Source organism: Paraburkholderia saeva, assembly GCF_907164555.1.
Taxonomy (GTDB): Bacteria; Pseudomonadota; Gammaproteobacteria; order Burkholderiales; family Burkholderiaceae; genus Paraburkholderia; species Paraburkholderia saeva.
This window is the reverse complement of record NZ_CAJQZC010000009.1, coordinates 89911-106818: the sequence shown is the minus strand read 5'-3', so window position 1 is coordinate 106818 and position 16908 is coordinate 89911. Positions and strand designations below refer to the sequence as shown.

At 63.5% G+C, this 16908-nt stretch carries 13 protein-coding genes; 8 read left to right on the top strand and 5 right to left on the bottom strand.

The window, feature by feature from the left end:
* Positions 1-7: 7 nt before the first annotated feature.
* Positions 8-1204, top strand: coding sequence for a DNA polymerase IV (dinB, locus tag LPA36_RS21845; protein ID WP_228881395.1), 1197 nt, complete (start codon positions 8-10; stop codon positions 1202-1204).
* Between the two features lie 31 nt (positions 1205-1235).
* The gene (locus LPA36_RS21840; protein ID WP_228881384.1) at positions 1236-1721 is read left to right on the top strand and encodes a PH domain-containing protein; all 486 of its coding nucleotides are present in this window, start codon (positions 1236-1238) and stop codon (positions 1719-1721) included.
* Between the two features lie 44 nt (positions 1722-1765).
* On the opposite strand, the gene ydiK is transcribed toward LPA36_RS21840, so the two are convergent.
* The 5 genes from ydiK to LPA36_RS21815 all read right to left on the bottom strand — a co-directional run bounded on the left by ydiK (position 1766) and on the right by LPA36_RS21815 (position 9939).
* The gene (ydiK, locus tag LPA36_RS21835; RefSeq protein WP_228881381.1) at positions 1766-2872 is read right to left on the bottom strand and encodes an AI-2E family transporter YdiK; all 1107 of its coding nucleotides are present in this window, start codon (positions 2870-2872) and stop codon (positions 1766-1768) included.
* 109 nt (positions 2873-2981) lie between these two features.
* Positions 2982-5615: a fused MFS/spermidine synthase gene (locus LPA36_RS21830; RefSeq protein ID WP_228938447.1), complete on the bottom strand. Its 2634-nt coding sequence runs from the start codon at positions 5613-5615 to the stop codon at positions 2982-2984.
* Between the two features lie 108 nt (positions 5616-5723).
* On the bottom strand, positions 5724-7412 hold the full coding sequence (locus LPA36_RS21825) for an arylsulfatase (protein ID WP_228881378.1): 1689 nt from the start codon (positions 7410-7412) through the stop codon (positions 5724-5726).
* A gap of 120 nt (positions 7413-7532) precedes the next feature.
* Positions 7533-8600: an HAD family hydrolase gene (locus LPA36_RS21820; RefSeq protein ID WP_228881376.1), complete on the bottom strand. Its 1068-nt coding sequence runs from the start codon at positions 8598-8600 to the stop codon at positions 7533-7535.
* Positions 8601-8664: 64 nt separating this feature from the next.
* Positions 8665-9939, bottom strand: coding sequence for a formylglycine-generating enzyme family protein (locus LPA36_RS21815; RefSeq protein WP_407674318.1), 1275 nt, complete (start codon positions 9937-9939; stop codon positions 8665-8667).
* A 463-nt stretch (positions 9940-10402) separates the two neighbouring features.
* Here LPA36_RS21815 and LPA36_RS21810 point away from each other — a divergent pair, with 463 nt between their 5' ends.
* Genes LPA36_RS21810 through LPA36_RS21785 form a run of 6 tightly spaced genes read left to right on the top strand, consistent with a single transcriptional unit; the run spans position 10403 to position 16889 of the window.
* Positions 10403-11362, top strand: a complete 960-nt coding sequence (locus tag LPA36_RS21810) for an AAA family ATPase (protein ID WP_228881373.1) — start codon at positions 10403-10405, stop codon at positions 11360-11362.
* Between the two features lie 49 nt (positions 11363-11411).
* On the top strand, positions 11412-12374 hold the full coding sequence (locus LPA36_RS21805) for a DUF58 domain-containing protein (protein ID WP_228881369.1): 963 nt from the start codon (positions 11412-11414) through the stop codon (positions 12372-12374).
* On the top strand, positions 12371-12901 hold the full coding sequence (locus LPA36_RS21800; protein ID WP_228881366.1) for a DUF4381 domain-containing protein: 531 nt from the start codon (positions 12371-12373) through the stop codon (positions 12899-12901). Before LPA36_RS21805 ends, LPA36_RS21800 begins: the two co-directional genes overlap by 4 nt.
* The gene (locus LPA36_RS21795; protein ID WP_228881363.1) at positions 12888-13928 is read left to right on the top strand and encodes a vWA domain-containing protein; all 1041 of its coding nucleotides are present in this window, start codon (positions 12888-12890) and stop codon (positions 13926-13928) included. Before LPA36_RS21800 ends, LPA36_RS21795 begins: the two co-directional genes overlap by 14 nt.
* Complete coding sequence (locus tag LPA36_RS21790) at positions 13918-15519, top strand: vWA domain-containing protein (RefSeq protein ID WP_228881361.1); 1602 nt, start codon at positions 13918-13920, stop codon at positions 15517-15519. The genes LPA36_RS21795 and LPA36_RS21790 overlap by 11 nt, the downstream gene beginning before the upstream one ends.
* Positions 15516-16889, top strand: a complete 1374-nt coding sequence (locus LPA36_RS21785; RefSeq protein WP_228881359.1) for a hypothetical protein — start codon at positions 15516-15518, stop codon at positions 16887-16889. The genes LPA36_RS21790 and LPA36_RS21785 overlap by 4 nt, the downstream gene beginning before the upstream one ends.
* Positions 16890-16908 lie beyond the last annotated feature (19 nt).

The window sequence follows — 16908 nt, the reverse complement described above, 5'->3', positions numbered from 1 at the left end:
CCGGACGATGAATTCCGTTTCCGCTACGCCTGCCATGCCCGACACGCGCCGCATCGCGCATCTGGACATGGACGCGTTTTACGCGTCCGTCGAGTTATTGCGCTATCCCGAGCTGCGCGGCCAGGCGGTGGTGATCGGTGGGGGCCGCAATGCCGTGCCCGAGACGCTCGAAGACGGCACCCGGCGCTTTCGGAAATTGCGTGACTACGCGGGCCGTGGCGTCGTGACGACGTCGACGTACGAAGCCCGCGCGCTGGGCGTCTTTTCCGCGATGGGGATGATGAAGGCGGCACAGCTGGCGCCCGACGCAATCCTGCTGCCCACCGATTTCGATTCCTACCGTCACTATTCGCGCCTCTTCAAGGCGGCAGTGGCAACGTTTACATCGCAGATCGAAGACCGCGGCATCGACGAAATCTATATCGATCTTACCGACGTGCCGGGTGAGCCGGCCGATATCGGTACGCGCATCAAGGCGGCGGTTCGTGAGGCGACCGGCCTCACGTGTTCGATCTGCATTGCGCCGAACAAACTGCTGGCGAAGATCGGTTCCGAACTCGACAAGCCGGACGGCCTCACGCTGCTGACCATGGACGACGTGCCAAAGCGCATCTGGCCGTTGCCGGCGCGCAAGGTGAACGGCATTGGCCCGAAAGCGAGCGAAAAACTCGCGGCGATCGGTATCGCGACGGTTGGCGATCTGGCGGCGGCTGCGCCCGAATTGCTACAGTCGCACTTCGGCCGGAGCTATTCCGCGTGGCTTGCCGACATCGCGCAGGGCATCGATACGCGGCAGGTGGTGGTGAGTTCCGAGCCGCGCTCGATGAGCCGCGAAACGACGTTCGAGCGCGACCTGCACCCGCGGCGCGACCGGGCCACGCTTTCCGAGGCGTTTACCGGGCTGTGCGTGCGGGTCGCGGACGACCTGCGGCGCAAAGGCTATACTGGAAGAACCGTGGGCATCAAGCTGCGTTACGACGACTTCAAGACCGTCACGCGCGATCTGACCATTGCGCATCCGACGGCGGACGCAACCGAAATTCGCCGCGCTGCAACAGAATGTCTGAAGCGTGTACCGCTCGATCGAAGATTGCGTCTGCTTGGCGTACGCGTATCGGCGTTGTCGCCCGCAGGCAGCGAGCCTGTCGCACCGCTACCGGTTCAGGGCGAGTTGCCGTTCTCGACAGAAAACTACGGCAGTTGATCAATAGCGGGCATCGAACAGGACACACGCGATGGCGAGGCAGGTGATTTACAGCGGCACGCCTTCACAGGTCATCAATATCCCGGCCTTTCTGAAGGGCGGCGTTGTCATGGCGCTGGTGGGCGTGATCGATCTGGTGACGGCAGGCGATTTTCCCTTTCAGTGGCCGCTCGTGCTGGTTCAGGCCGCCGCGATCATGATCGGCGTTGCGATGCCGTTTCTGAAGACAGCGTCGACAGAAATTGTCATCGATACCGAGCGGATTACGTGGACGCAGGGCATTTTCAGCCGGCGTACGTCGAGTCTCGAACTCGCGCGTATCCGCACTGTGTCGGTGGTGTATCCGCGCTGGCAGCGCGCGTTCGGTACCGGTTCGATCGTGCTCGACACCGGCGACGGAAGGCGCCCGATGCGTCGTCTGCCCGGTATCCGCCATGCCGACACACTCAGCAGAAAACTCGAAGCGGCGATCGCTGCTTCGCCCGAGCTCAAGGACGAACACCTGCGCTACGCGTAAGGCCGTTCGAACGCGACAGGCGTGGCGCCCGTCCCGTCCGCGCGCTAGATTTCCCCTTTGACGTGAGCCGGATCGTCGACGCCCTGAACGCCGGGCGGCACCGGCTTTTCGTTGATCCACGCATTCAGCAGCGTCGACGTGACGGCGAGAATCACCGGCCCCATGAAGAGGCCGACGATGCCGAACGCGAACATCCCGCCCAGCACGCCCGAGAGAATCAGCAGCATCGAAAGGTTGACGCCGCGCTTGATCAGCATGGGGCGCAGCACATTGTCGAGCATCGCGATCATGATCGACCAGATGAGCAGCAGGATCGCGACCAGATGCGACGCGTGGAAAAAGAGCCACGCGACGGAACCGAGCAGCGGCAGAAGCGGCCCGATCTGCGCAAGACACAGCATCAGCATGAGGGCGGTCAGGATCCCCGCGCCGGGCACGCCTGCCACCCATAAACCGATACCACCCAGCGCGGACTGCGTAACCGCCGTGACCACGATGCCGAGCGCCACGGCGCGAACCGCGAGGCCCGCGAGCTTGATTGCGCCTTCGCCGCGTTGCGCGGCGACACGGTTCGCAAAGCGCACCATGAATGCCGCTGCCTCTTCGCCATTCATGTAGAGAATGCCGGAAATGATGATCGTGATGAACATGTGAATCACGAACACGCCGACCACAGCGGCATGCCCGAACATCCAGCGCGCGCCGATGCTCACATACGGTTCAATCTTGGCCAGCAGGCCGCCCGGGCCCGCATCCGAAAGTCCCTGCCATTCCGTGCCGATGCGTGCGCCGACGAGCGGAATCTCGCGGATCCAGTCGGGCGGCGGCGGCAATGCGTAATTCGGCAGGCTCTTGATGGCCCCCATGATTTCGCTGGCATGCAACGCAAGCGTGGAGATCGCCTGGTACAAGGGCAGCACGATGACGAAGAGCAGACACAGCAGCATTACGAGCGTGGCGATCCACCGCCGGTTACCGCAGCGTCGCTGGATGGCGAGCATCAGCGGCCACGTGGCGACCACGATCGTCGTCGCCCAGATCAGGCCCGGAATGAACGGACTCAGTACGTAGATACTGCCGACCGTCAGTGCAACCAGAATGACGATCACAAGCAGGATGCGGGCAATATCGATCGGATCGCGTTGGTTCAAGCTACCCTCCAGAACAGGTTAGTGCTGCGCTGCGCCTGTCGCGCGAGCCGTGCGGTGCGTACTCTATCGTAGTAGTGCCGCCGCATGTGTGTCGAAACGTTTTCGTCTGTCAGCCGGGGCCGCCGGTGAACCAGCGGTAATAAGGATTGTCCGGGTCCGCATGCATGACGTTGCTGATATCGCGTTGCCACGCGTCGCGGTCGCCACGTATCGCATCGAGGCCCGCGCCGTAGAACATCTGCAGCGTGCCGCTTTCGAGTTGCATGGCCGTGCGCAGGGCGTCACTGGCGTTGCGCAAGGGCGGCTCGGTGCGCAGCGCGAGCAGATGCGTGAGTGTCTGCGGAAAATCGTCGCGGCGTACCCACGTGGCGTACTCGATGCGCGGGTGGTTGTCGGTCACAGGCTTCGCATCGGCCGCGTAATACTCGAGGCCTGCGCGATCCGTGATCCATGTGCTGAGCAACGCCGCCGGCGAGTTGATGCCGACTTCGCGCAGCGCTGCGGCCACCGGCGGCTGGTTGAAGCGGTCTTGAATGCGCGTCGCGTCGAGTTCCATCGGCTGCATCGAACCGACGAGCATCATCTCGTGCAGTTCGGTTGTCCAGAGCGACGCGTAGGGAAACACCTGCACGAAGCTCTTGATGAGTGCGCGCGTATCGTCTTCATTTTGCGTCGGCAACGGCAGCCATTGCGCGACGATGCCACCGGCCTGAAGACGCGATGCCGCGAGCCTGTAGAAGTTCGTCGAGTACAGGTTGACGACGCCAGCCGCCGAAGGCGGCGGCGGTTCCAGCGTAATCAGGTCATAGTGCTGCGTGCTGCGCAGCAGCTCGCGGCGCCCGTCGCGCAGGCGGATGTCGATGCGCGGGTCGGTGCTCAGGTTGTAGTTGCCCTTGAACTGCGGCACCGCGCGTTTGACAGCGGGAAGCAGTTCCGCGACGACGCGCTGATCGAGACCGGGCCAGGCGAGGAGGGCGCCCCCGGTGATGCCGGTTCCAAGGCCGATCACCATCGCGGAGTGCGGTGTATCGCGATGGATGATGAGCGGCAACAGCGCCTGCAGACGCATGTAGCGCAGCGACGTCATCGCGTCGCCGGAATTCGACACACCCTGAATGTAGAGACGCCGGAACGTATGCTCGCCGGCTGACTGTTCGACGACGGCAACCGTGCCGCCCTCGCTTTCTTCGTAGAGCGAAAGCGTGCCGCCGCGCGCCGCAGTGAGCAGCGATGCGAGGCGGTCCGTTGGCGTGAGCACACCCGTTGCGATCGCGACGAGGGTAAGCACCACCATACTCCAGCGCGTGACGTGCGTTGCGCCCGGTATGCCGCGCGAGCCACGCCATGCTGCGACGACGCCCACGAGCGCGGCGGCAATCGCGAGCGCTGCCAGCGCGCGCACGAGACCGAGCACCGGCACGAGTACGAAGCCTGCAATCACGGTGCCGGCGATGCCGCCCGCCGTATTCAGTGCGACCACAGCGCCGACATCGCGACCCAGGCGCCGCGCGTTCACGCCGAGGCGCAGCGCGAACGGAAACGCGGCGCCGAGCAGCAGCGTCGGGATGAAAACGATGCTCACGCCCGCGAGTGCAAAACGCGCGCACATGGCGGCGAGCAGGCTACCGGTCGATTCGAGCACCACACCTGCCACCATCGACTGCCCTTGCAGCAGCCATCCGCCGAGGCCCGCAATTTCAAGCACCGCGATTACGCCCGCCGAGGCGATCAGGATCGCGAAGACGCCCCACGGATCGCGCGCGCGATCGACGTAACGCGAACCGATGGCGCTCCCCAGTACGAGACCGCACAGGTAGGTGGCGAGGACGATTGCGAACGCAAAACTGCGCGTGCTGATGAACTGCACGATGGTCTGCGACCAGACCACTTCGTAGCCAAGCGCAATGCCGCCCGCCACCGCATACAGCGCAAGCGCGAGCCGCGAACCACGTAGCTGCGCAATGTTTCCGCGCGCGTCTTTATGTTCGGACGAAGGCAAAACAGCGGGTACGGCCGCGTGCCTGCGACGCGCGAGCACAATCGCGCCGGCGCCCGCGATGCCGTTCAGCACGGCGGCGGCCCACGCGCTGCCGTGCACGCCAAGCGAAGGAATGAGCACGAACGGCGTGGCGAGCGTGCCCACGATCGCACCCAGCGTATTGGCCGAATACAGCCGCCCGCCCGCACGGCCGACGTCGCCCTCGCGCGGCGCAAGCGAGCGCATCAACACAGGCAGCGTTCCACCCATCAACACGGCGGGCACGCCCACGAGCGCAAACGGAATGGCCCACGCAACCAGACCGGCGTGGTTCTGCAGAATCGCGAACGGTGCCGCTGCGTGCGCAAGCGCGAACGTGCTGGTCACGGCGACGGACAGCGTGCCGGCTTCCAGCAGCGCATAGAGGCGAAGCGGACGCGTGCTGCGGTCGGCGATCCGCCCGAACAGCCAGCCGCCGAGCGCCAGCCCCGCGAAAAATGCACTGACGCCGGTCGTCACGGCCTGCACTTCGACGCCAACCACAAGCGACAGTTGCTTGATCCACAACACCTGATAGATGAGCGCGGCAGCACCCGAGATGAAGAGCAGCAGCGCGGGCCATGCGACGGGCAGCGTCGGCGTGAAAGATTGCCCGGACGGCGCCTGCGTGTCGTTCGAACCGGGCGTGGCACGTCGTTGCGCGCGTTCCTGTTCGCGCCGTTCTCGACGTGGGGTTTTGGCGCGGCCGGCCAGCGAGGAGGTCATCGGTTTGTCGGTCGGCAAGCGGGAATCCACCTCGAAAAGGGTGATGCTGAAAACGACGGCGCCCACCGCCTGAAGGCCGGTGGGCGCAGCGGACACAGCTACTTTACTTTATTCGAGTCCGCGTTTCCTGAACGACTCGTCGATCTTTTTATCGACCTGGCGACGCACCTGATCCACGCTAAAGCTGGCAGGACGCTGGCTTGGTGGATACGTGACGAACGTCTGCAGGAAAGCCGTTGCCTTCATCGATGCAATCGCCGTCAGATAGGCATTCTTCGTGAGCCAGTCGTTGTACTGGTCGGACGTGACGTCGGCACGTTCGTACGGATCCATGCGCAGGTTGAAGATCTTCGGCAATCGCAGACACACGAATGGATCCTGCCAGATATTCAGGTTGCCCTTTGCGCGCTGCTCGCAGAACACGGCCTTCCACGCGTTGCCGTCCTGATCGAAGCGCATGGCGACGAGTTCACCATCGTCGTTGAAGTAGTAGAACTCGTTGCGTGGATCCTTCGTCGTCTGTCCGGTGATGAACGGTAACTGGTTATAGCCATCCAGGTGGACCTTGAACGACGTACTGCCCGCCTTGGGTGCCCATCCCTTCAGGAGCCGGTCCTTGACGCCTGCATCGCCCGCGGCGGCCACGAGCGTCGGGAACCAGTCGAGCCCGGAAATCATCTGGTTGGAAACTTCACCCGGCTTGACGTGACCTGGCCAGCGCACCATAGCCGGCACGCGGAACGCGCCTTCCCAGTTGGAATCCTTTTCGCTGCGGAACGGTGTCATCGCGGCGTCCGGCCACGTGAACATGTTCGGCCCGTTGTCCGTGGTGTAGACGACGATCGTGTTCTGCGTGATCTTCAGGTCGTCCAGCAGCTTGAGCAGCTTGCCGACGTCCTGGTCGTGTTCCCACATGCCGTCCGCGTATTCGTTGCCGGGCATGCCGCTCTTGCCGCGGAACTCAGGGCGCACGTGCGTGTAGATGTGCATGCGCGTGAAGTTCATCCAGACGAAGAACGGCGTGTTCGAATTCACCTGCTTGCGGATGAAATCGGCGGCGTGCTGCCCGGTTTCATCGTCGATGGTTTCCATCCGCTTGGTATTCAACGGGCCTGTATCGTCGATCTTGCCGTCGGCTGTGGCGTGAATCACGCCGCGCGGCGAGAAGTTCTTCACATACGGGTCGTTCTTGTCCTTCGGCCAGTATGGACGCTCCGGTTCTTCCTCGGCGTTCAGGTGATACAGGTTGCCGTAGAACTCATCGAAGCCGTGGTTGGTCGGCAGGTACTCGTTCTTGTCGCCAAGGTGATTCTTGCCGAACTGGCCGGTCGCGTAGCCGAGCGGCTTGAGCGCCTGGGCAATCGTGATGTCGCCTTTTTGCAGGCCGACCGGCGCACCCGGCAAGCCGACCTTCGACAGGCCGGTGCGCAGCGGCGTCTGCCCCGTGATGAACGATGAGCGTCCCGCTGTGCAACTGTTCTCGGCGTAGTAATCCGTGAACATCATGCCTTCGTTCGCGATGCGGTCGATGTTCGGTGTCCTGTAACCCATCAGGCCATGCGTATAGGCACTGATGTTCGACTGCCCGATGTCATCGCCGAAGATCACGAGAATATTCGGCTTTGAGGTTTTCTGAGCCGCGGGCGCGGGTTTCGGCGCAGGCTGTGCCGGTTTGGCGGTGCCCTGCGTCTGGGTCTGGGCTTCAGAAACGTGGGGCTCGATAACCGCGAAGGCGACGGCGAGTGCGAACAACGACGCCCCGATCGCGTATCGCCCCTTTCCAGAGAACAGTTTCATTGTGTTGCTCCAATGGAGTTACAACAGCTCAAACGGTGCGCCTGGTAAGCGCTTTCTCCTTGATCGCGATGTCTGCGAACAGCCTGATACCCACCGCTTTTCAACCCGCACACGCATGGCCTACTGCTTCGGTGCCGGATAAATCGTTGCCCAGTCGTCTTTCATGCTGACGACCGTCCAGCCATCGGTGACGGCTTCATGCCACGCCTTGTCGAGCTTGCCGACCTTCGACTGACGGTCGTAGGCGAATTCTCGTACCGCGTCATCGTGATGCACGAGGAGCGCGAGATGCGGACCCGCGCCCGATGCCGTGTACTGCAGCATCTGCAGGTCGCCATCGGAATTGCCGAACGCGAGAATCGGCTTGCGCCCGATGTCGCGGTAGATGCCGACCGGTTTGCCCGGACCGTCATCGACAAAATCGAGTTTCGGCCTGCGCACGAGCACGGGCTTGCCGTCACGCATTTCGAACTGCACGAGCTGGCTGGAGCCGATCACCTGCTCGGGCGGAATGCCGTACACCTTTTCTGCCCATGGCCGCATGAATTCGATCGTGCCGCCCGAGACGATGAACGTCTTGAAGCCGTTCGCGCGCAGATACGCAAGGAGTTCCAGCTGCGGCTGATAGACGAGTTCGGTATAGGGACGCCTGAACTTCGGATGCTGCGCCGTGGCGAGCCACTTGCGGATGGTCTCGTCGTATTCGTCGACGGTCATGCCGCTGTTCGCCACGCCGACCAGTTGCATCAGCGCCTTTTGCTGGCTGGCGAGCGCGCCGTAATCTTTCGCGACAAGCGCCTTGTACGCGGGATTGTTCTTCCACTCCGGATGGCTGGGCGCGGCGGCCTTCACCTGATCGAGCAGGAACACGAACTGGAAGTAGACCGGCTGTTCGCTCCACAACGTGCCGTCATTATCGAAAACGGCGATGCGGTCGGCCGGTGCGACGTACGTGGGCGAGCCTTCACGCGTGACGTCGTTGACGAACTTCACGATGTTCTGTTTTGCCACGCCGTCGCGCCACGAAGGCAACGCCGTGGCGGCATTCGCCGCGCTCGCGGCACCTGGCGCCGCCGCGCCTGTCGAGGCGCCCTGACCCGCGCAACCTGCGAGTGCAAAGACCAGCAGCGCAACGCCCGCTACGCTCCACGCACGACACGTTCCGCTCCGACGAAAAGGCAACTGCATCCGGACTCCCGTTGATGTTGTGTATCCGAAACGCGAATGCGATCTACTGCCAGGGGAGAGGCGCCTAACCTCCCGGTGTCGCGGCCTGGCCGGCTACCTGTTGCCGCTTGTGCAACTCGGTCCATTTGTCTTCGTCCATCACGAGCCGGAAGCCGAGATGCGACATGCTGTTGTAAGGGTCCGTGCCGCGCCGTGCGCTCGGGCGATAGCTGAGGCAGTACGCTTCGTTGCAGAGGAACGAGCCGCCGCGCGTGACGCGTTTGGGCGCGTTCACGGGCACGCCGGGGTCTGCCGGGTCCCACGAATCGGTCGGGCCTTGCGGATTGTCGATCACGCCACCCGTCGATGCTTCGCGACGGAACTGGTCCGCGCGATACCAGTCGGCGACCCATTGCCATGCGTTGCCGGTCATGTCAGAAAGGCCGTAGCCGTTCGCCGGAAAGCTGCCCACCGGGCTTGTGCCAAGCGCGCCACCGGCTTTCGGGTTGACGACGGGGAATGCCTGCGGCTGCTGGCCCTGCCAGACGTTCGCCATCTGCTTGCCCTCCGGCGAGAACTGGTTGCCCCATGCATAGGTTGCCTGTTCGAGCCCGCCGCGCGCGGCGAATTCCCATTCGGCTTCGGTCGGCAGGCGCTTGCCGGCCCACTTGGCGTATGCCTCGGCGTCTTCGTAGGAGACCTGCACGACAGGGTGATCGTCCTTGCCTTCGATCGTGCTGTCCGGTCCCGTCGGGTGACGCCAGTTCGCGCCCGGCACGTAACGCCACCAGCGCGAATAGTCTTCGAGCGGCACCGGCTGGTTCGTGCCCACAAACACCATTGCGCCCGCCACCAGCGCGCTGTCCGGCGGACGCGGCGTATCAGGCGGCAACTGGGGCTTGAGCGTCTCCCAGTCGGGCTTTCTTTCGGCGGTCGTGACGTAATGCGTCGCTTCGACGAACTTGCGGAATTCGGCGTTCGTGACGTGATGGCGATCCATCCAGAACGCATGGACGCGCACGCTGTGCGCAGGGCGTTCGTTGGCCTGCGCCATCTTGTAATCGCTGCCCATCAGGAACTGGCCGCCGGGAATGAGCGCCATGCCGGCGGGCCCGTTCGTACCGTCGCCGTATACGACCTGTGGATGCGGCTGCGCGTGCGACGACAGTTTCCACACGATGCCCGCACCGACGGCCGCCGGCAGTAGCACGAGCGCCGCGCCCCACAGGATCAGCTTGCGCAATCGCGTCAAACCCGGCGAAGGGCTCGCGCCGGAAGGACGTTGCGATGGAGGGGATACACTGGGGTGGAGGCTCGCCGTGCCGCCCGCGCCTGCCGCTAACCGCTTTCTTCCGCTCATGGCTCTGGTCCCGTACGCCGGTGAGCGTGCCGCAGGGCATCTGTTGCCTCGCGTTGCACCCGCACCCGCTTAAACCTTCGGCGCTTCGCCGGGGCAGCGGCCCGCGAGCCGTACCCGGCGAAACAGATTCGTCAACGCATGGGTGCCGCTTCGACCGCTGGCTACCCTGAACTGTCTGCCTGTTTCAGAACGATGCACGCATGAATACGAAATGACACGTGCATGTGAAGCGGTTGAAATCCCTGAATTCGCGTTTCAATTCAATGCGAATTGACAGCTGGATTTCGTGTTTGATAGCTATTGCCGGAAACAGGCTAACAATTTTCCGATGACATTTCACGCTTTTTTTAATGCACGAGTGCTTTGACGAATTGCTCCAGCTACTTTAACGTCACTGGCATCAGGCTTTTAGTGGTACGACCTCGCGCTATTTAAAATGCAATAATCAGGGGAATAGACAACCATGCGTGAAACTATTCTGCGCTTCGAGGCGGGCGTCAACGAAGCGGTGGTCGGACAGGAAGCGGTGGTCAGGCAGATTCTGATCGCGCTGCTCGCGGACGGCCATGTGCTGCTCGAAAGCCTGCCCGGACTTGCCAAGACGCGCACCGTGAAGGCCATCGCGGCGCGGCTTGCGGCGGTGATGCGGCGCATCCAGTTCACGCCCGACCTGTTGCCGTCCGACATTACGGGCGGTGAAACGCTTTTGCAGTCCGGCACTGAGCGAACCCTCACGTTTCAGCCGGGACCGATTTTCGGCAATCTGATTCTCGCCGACGAAATCAACCGCGCGCCGGCCAAAGTACAGTCGGCCCTGCTCGAAGCGATGGAAGAGCGCCAGATATCCGTGGCTGGAAAGACACACACGATGCCTGACCTTTTTCTGGTAATGGCGACGCAGAATCCGATCGAACAGGAAGGCACCTATCCATTACCGGAAGCGCAAATGGACCGTTTTCTTTTCAAGGTATTGATTACGTACCCGTCTCCAGAAAGTGAACGGGAAATGCTGCAGTTATTACGCCGCGAAAGCAGCGATGTGAAAGCCGTCGTGGATACGCTTTCGCAGGAGATTATATTTTCCGCGCGGCGGGCTGTCGGCCAGATTACGGTGGCGCCCGCCATCGACGAATATATCGTGTCGCTCGTGAACGCCACCCGGCACGCGGGCACGCTCGACCCCGGCATCGGCAAATGGATCGACATCGGCGCGAGCCCGCGCGGGGCGATTGCACTCGACCGCGCGAGCCGCGTGCACGCATGGCTGGAAGACCGCACGTTCGTGACGCCCGACGACGTGCGTGCGGTCGTGCATCCGGTGTTGCGTCACCGGCTGATCCTGTCGTACGACGCGAACGCGGAAAACATCGACGCCGACACGGTGATCGACCGGCTGGTCGAAAAGGTCGCCGTGCCCGCGTGAGCCTGTGTGATACGCCTGACGAAGTCGACACACTAACAAGGGGAAGGCCGTGGCAACGCAGTCCGGACCGGCAATCGGCAGTGTGTACGTTGACGCCGCGCATCTCGCGAAGCTGGAGTTTCGCGCGCGCGGCCTGAGCTTCGTCGCGCCTGCGCCGGTGTCGAGCATTCTGTCGGGCAATCACGCGTCGCGTCTGCGCGGACGCGGGCTGAATTTCGAAGAGATCCGCGGCTATCTGCCCGGCGACGATATCCGTCACATCGACTGGAAAGTCTCGCTGCGCACGGGCAAGCCGCAGATCCGCGCGTACACCGAAGAGCGCGACCGGCCGCTGCTCGTCGTCGTCGATCAGCGCATGAGCATGTTTTTCGGCTCGACGCGCGCGTTCAAATCGGTGGTCGCAGCGGAAGCGGCGGCGCTCGCCGTGTGGATGGGATTTGCCGCGGGCGATCGCGTCGGCGGCGTGATTTTCAACGACAGCGCCGTTGTGCCCGTGCGGCCGTTGCGCAGCCGCGCGCGCATCAAAACGCTCTTTGGCACGATCGCCCGCATGAATTCCGCGCTGCACGCGGACAGCACGGCGCGGACCCGTTACAGCCAGCTCGACGACGCGCTCGAAGGCGTGCTGCAGCTCGCCGGGCACGACTATCTGGTCTGCATCATGAGCGATTTTGCCGGCGCGGGCGACCGGACGCGCCAGCTGCTGCGGCAACTCGCCCGGCACAACGACGTGATCGCGGCGATGGTGTTCGATCCGCTGTGGCAGCGCATGCCCGAGCATCGCGCGCTGGTGGTGAGCGAAGGGCAGTTGCAGGTGGAACTGCGCATCCAGAACGAGCGCGTGCGCGCGCCGCTCACGAGCCTCTTTAGCGGACGCACGGCTGAAGTCGCGGAACTGCTGCGTTCGAGCGGCGTGCCGCTCATGGCGCTTTCGACGGACGAGCCCACGGTCGAGCAGGTGCGGCGTCTCTTCGGCCAGCGCGCAAGGCCGTCGACGGGGAGCGGCATATGAGCGTTGCTGCTTCCGCTAGTCCGCTGACGCCCGCGAACACATCGCTCGCACTTCAGCCGCTAAAAGAACTGCCGTTGCCCGCGCCCGTTTCGTGGGCGCCGCAAACACCGGGCTGGCTGGCCGTTGCGCTCGCGATGCTGGCAATCGCAATGTGGATTGGCTGGATCGCATGGCGTCGTCACCAGAGAGAGCGCTACCGGAAGATCGCGCTTGCTGAACTCGACGCGATCGCCGCGCGCCTGAACGACGCGTCGCGTCGCGACGCCGCGCTCGCTGCCATTGCGCCGCTCATCAAGCGCACGGCGCTCGCTGCCGCGCCGCGCGAGCGCGTCGCGTCGCTGACAGGTGACGCATGGCTAGCGTTTCTCGCGCGTACACGTGGGCAGTTCGACACCCGAAGCGGCGCATTGCTGTCGTTCCTGAGCTACGCGCCACCCAGCGAGCTTGGTGCCGTTTCACAACACGATGCCGAAGCGCTCGTCGGACACGCCCGCGACTGGATCCGCAATCATCATGTGGAAATTTGATTTTCCGTGGGCGTTTCTGTTGCTGCCCGTGCCGCTCCTGGTGTGGTGGCTGGTGCCTGCGTGGCGCACGACGGCCTCCGCCGTGCGCATGCCGTTCTTCCACGAAATGGCCGAAGCGGCCGGCGAAACCCCTGCGCCCGGTGGCGTCCGTCTGCGTCGTAACTGGCTGCAGCGTCTGATGATGCCGCTGCTATGGGTGCTTCTTGTCACCGCAGCGGCAAAACCCGTCTATGTCGAAGCGCCTGTCACGCACGAGGAACCTGCGCGCGATCTGATGCTCGGCATCGATCTGTCGGGGTCGATGAGCACACGCGATTTTGTCAATACCGCTACGGGTGAGCGCATGGACCGGCTCACGGCGGTGAAACGCGTGGTGGCGGATTTCGTCGCGAAGCGTAAGGGCGACCGCATTGGGCTCGTCGTGTTCGGACAGGCGGCGTATCCGCAGGCGCCGTTGACGCTCGACCACGACAGCGTATTGATCCTGCTGAACCAGATGCAGATCGGCATGGCAGGGCAGCGCACGGCAATCGGCGATGCGATCGGCCTGACAGTCAAGCTGATGGACAAATCGGCCGCGCAGGAAAAGGTGCTGATCCTGCTGACCGACGGCAACGACACAAGCAGCGCGATTCCGCCCGAACGTGCCGCTGAAATCGCAAAGGATCACAAACTCGTCGTGCACACGATAGGCATTGGCGACCCCAACGCAACCGGCGAAGACAAGGTCGATCTCGACGCGCTGCAGAAAATAGCCGACGTCACGGGCGGCCGCGCGTTTCGCGCGTTGGGCAACCAGCAGGAACTGGCCGACGTCTATACGACGCTCGACCGCATCACGCCGGAAAAGGTCAAGCGCGAAATCTATCGGCCACAGCGCGATTACTACTGGATTCCGCTGGCGCTCGCGCTTCTCGTCTACACGCTGTATCACTGTCTCGCGCTCGTGCTCGCGATGATGCGCGCGCCGCGTCAGGAACCGGCCCCTGCGCGCGTGAAGATGGGCGAGGCGAGTCATGGCAATTGATCTCACTGCGTTCCATTTCCTGCGTCCGCTCTTTCTGTGGCTGCTCGTGCCCGCCGTATTGCTGCCCGTACTCTGGTTCCGTCGCAACAACGTGCGCTCGCGCTGGCGCAACATCATCGCGCCGCACCTGCTGGAACACCTGATCGTCAGCGACGCGAGCCGCCGGCGGATCCAGCCGGTGCACACGCTTGCGCTCTTCATCGCCATTGCCGCAATTGCTGTGGCGGGACCGACATGGGAAGAGGAACGTCCGCCGTTCGATCAGGACAAGGCGCCGCTTGTCATCGTGCTCGAAGTGGCGCGTTCGATGGACGCGACCGATGTGGCGCCGACGCGTCTTGAGCGTGCGAAGCAGAAGGTGCTCGATCTCGCGAATGCGCGCAAGGGCGCGCGCACGGGTCTCGTGGTGTTCGCCGACACCGCACATCTGGTCGTGCCGCCCACCGAAGATCCCGCGATGCTGGAACTGTACCTCCCCGCGCTCTCGCCTTCGGTGATGCCGCGTGACGGGAAGAACGCGACCGCGGGTCTCGACATCGCGGAGCGTCTGCTCGCAAAAGATCCCGCCACGGGCACGATCGTGTTCATGAGCGACGGCTTCGATGAAAAGCAGACCGACGCATTCGTGCAGAAAGCGAAAAATACGCAGCATCAACTGCTGTGGCTCGCGGTAGGCACTGAAAACGGCGGCGCGATTCGCGGCGCCGACGGCCGCGTCGAAATGGATGAAGAAGGGCTGCCGCTGATGGGCACGTTCGACGCGGACGGCATCCGCAAGGTCGCGCACGAAGCGGGCGTGCCGCTTGCCAGCATGCGAGCTGACGATGACGACGTCGCGTGGGTGATGCGTCGCGCGCAGGCTGCGCTCGCTGAAGCGGATGAATCGAAGCGGATTGCGCGCTGGAAGGAAACGGGCTACTGGCTCGTGATTCCGCTTCTGGCGCTTGCGCTGCTGGCGTTCCGGCGCGGCTGGACGGTGAAGTGGCTGCCCGTCGTGCTGCTTGCGCTTGCGTTCGGTTCGACACCGCGCGAAGCCCACGCGGCTTCAGGTGCGGCCGCGTGGCACTGGATCGACCTCTTCGCGACGCACGACCAGCAGGGCCGCTGGTATTTCGGGCACGGCGATTACAAGGCAGCGGCCGCACACTTCGACGATCCGATGTGGAAAGGCCGCGCGCAATATCTCGATGGCGACTATGCCGCCGCGCTGCAATCGTTCTCGCGCCTGAAAACGGCACAGGCGTATTTCTACATCGGCAACACACTCGCGCATCTCGACGATTACGCGGGTGCGCTCAAGGCCTATGAGCGTACGCTTGCGATGCAGCCCGTGTTTCGCGAAGCCGGCGACAATCGCGACCTGATGCGCAAACTGCTCGCAGCGCCAAAACAGGAACCGCAAAAGGACGAGGAAGACGAAGAGTCGGACGACGTCAAGATCAAGAAGAAGAAGGGCAAGCTCGCGCAAAGCACGCTGATCGCCACGCCTTCGGAAGATGTGTGGATGCGAAGCCTCAACACGTCGCCGGCGGTGTTTTTGCGTCAACGCTTCGAGCAGGAATCGGGCATCGACAATACGGGTGCGCAATGAGACCGCTGCGAACTTTCCGCCTGCTGCTGGCCGCGACGTGCGCGATGTTCGCGTTGCTAGCCACAGGTTACGCGCGCGCCGACACGCCGCCGCAATTAATGGCGCGCGCGCACCTCGAACCGGCCGGAACGGTGGTGGCGGGCACGCAGGTCAAGCTCGTCGTCGATCTGCTGACGACGACGTGGTTCACCGAAGCGCCGACGTGGCCGCTCTTCACCGTGCCCGGCGCGATTGTCAGCCTGCCGGACGAGCAGGCGGTCAACCTGCACGAAGTGATCGACGGCGTGAGCTGGTTCGGCGTGAGCCGTGCGTACCGGATCGCGCCGCAAACAGCGAAAACGTTCGACATTCCGCCTGTGACCATCGAGGTCTTTCCGGGCGGGATGACGGGCACGACGGGCACATCGAAACTCACGACGCCAGCGCTGAAACTCGTCGCGACCGTGCCCGCAGGCGCCGAAGGCATGCGCGTGTTTTTCCCGACGCCGAAGCTGATCGCGACGCAGACAGTCGAGCCATCGTCGTCGCGGGTGAAAGTGGGCGACGCGATTACGCGCACGATCACGCAACACGCGCAAGCCACCGAATCGATGCTGATTCCACCGGTCGCGTTCGCGCCTGTGGCGGGACTCAAACCGTATCCGAAGCCTCAGGCGACGAAGAACATCATGCAGGATCGCGTGGGGCTCGTCGCTGGCGAGCGTACCGACACGATGACTTATGTTGTCAATCGCAGCGGACACTACACGCTCCCGTCCGTGTCGATCGAATGGTGGAACACCGCGACGCAGAAGAAGGAGACGATCGTCCTGCCTGCCGTGAGCTTCTCGGCGGTCGCGGTGAAGGAAAAGCCGCTCTTCGATATTCCCGTCGACGCAATCGAAAAGGGCGCTGCGCACCGCATCGTTGTGATCGACCGGACGCAGATTACCGTTGCGGCGCTCGTGCTGGCTGTGGTGCTGGCACTTGTGTGGGCCTGGCCACGGGTGCGCGCGTTGTTCCGGCGCCTGAGCGCTTCGCTGGCGGCGACGCGCACTCGTTACGCGCAGGGCGATGCGCCCGCGTGGCGCGCGTTGCGTCGTGCGGCACGTGGCGGGTCGCTGAAGGAAACCATTCCGCTGCTTTATCGATGGATGGATCGAAGCCCGGATTTCGCCCACCCCGCGCGCGTCGATGCCATCGATGCCATCGATGCCACGCAGGATCCGCCAGTCCGCCGCCTGATCGAGGCGGTCAGGGCTTACTATGCAGGCCGTGCGGGCGCTTCGCTGCAATGGAACGAGACGGAGGCGGCGCTGCGCCGGGTAACAAAAAAGACGCGTAAAAAGCGGCTGGAAAAGCGGCCGCTTCCGCCACTGAACGAATACTGAGTTGAACAACACACCGCTG

Coding starts and splice junctions, on each gene's coding strand:
- dinB (WP_228881395.1), top strand. CDS start 8: ATGAATTCCGTTTCCGCTACGCCTGCCATGCCCGACACGCGCCGCATC.
- LPA36_RS21840 (WP_228881384.1), top strand. CDS start 1,236: ATGGCGAGGCAGGTGATTTACAGCGGCACGCCTTCACAGGTCATCAAT.
- LPA36_RS21830 (WP_228938447.1), bottom strand. CDS start 5,615: ATGACCTCCTCGCTGGCCGGCCGCGCCAAAACCCCACGTCGAGAACGG.
- LPA36_RS21825 (WP_228881378.1), bottom strand. CDS start 7,412: ATGAAACTGTTCTCTGGAAAGGGGCGATACGCGATCGGGGCGTCGTTG.
- LPA36_RS21820 (WP_228881376.1), bottom strand. CDS start 8,600: ATGCAGTTGCCTTTTCGTCGGAGCGGAACGTGTCGTGCGTGGAGCGTA.
- LPA36_RS21815 (WP_407674318.1), bottom strand. CDS start 9,939: ATGAGCGGAAGAAAGCGGTTAGCGGCAGGCGCGGGCGGCACGGCGAGC.
- LPA36_RS21810 (WP_228881373.1), top strand. CDS start 10,403: ATGCGTGAAACTATTCTGCGCTTCGAGGCGGGCGTCAACGAAGCGGTG.
- LPA36_RS21800 (WP_228881366.1), top strand. CDS start 12,371: ATGAGCGTTGCTGCTTCCGCTAGTCCGCTGACGCCCGCGAACACATCG.
- LPA36_RS21795 (WP_228881363.1), top strand. CDS start 12,888: ATGTGGAAATTTGATTTTCCGTGGGCGTTTCTGTTGCTGCCCGTGCCG.
- LPA36_RS21790 (WP_228881361.1), top strand. CDS start 13,918: ATGGCAATTGATCTCACTGCGTTCCATTTCCTGCGTCCGCTCTTTCTG.
- LPA36_RS21785 (WP_228881359.1), top strand. CDS start 15,516: ATGAGACCGCTGCGAACTTTCCGCCTGCTGCTGGCCGCGACGTGCGCG.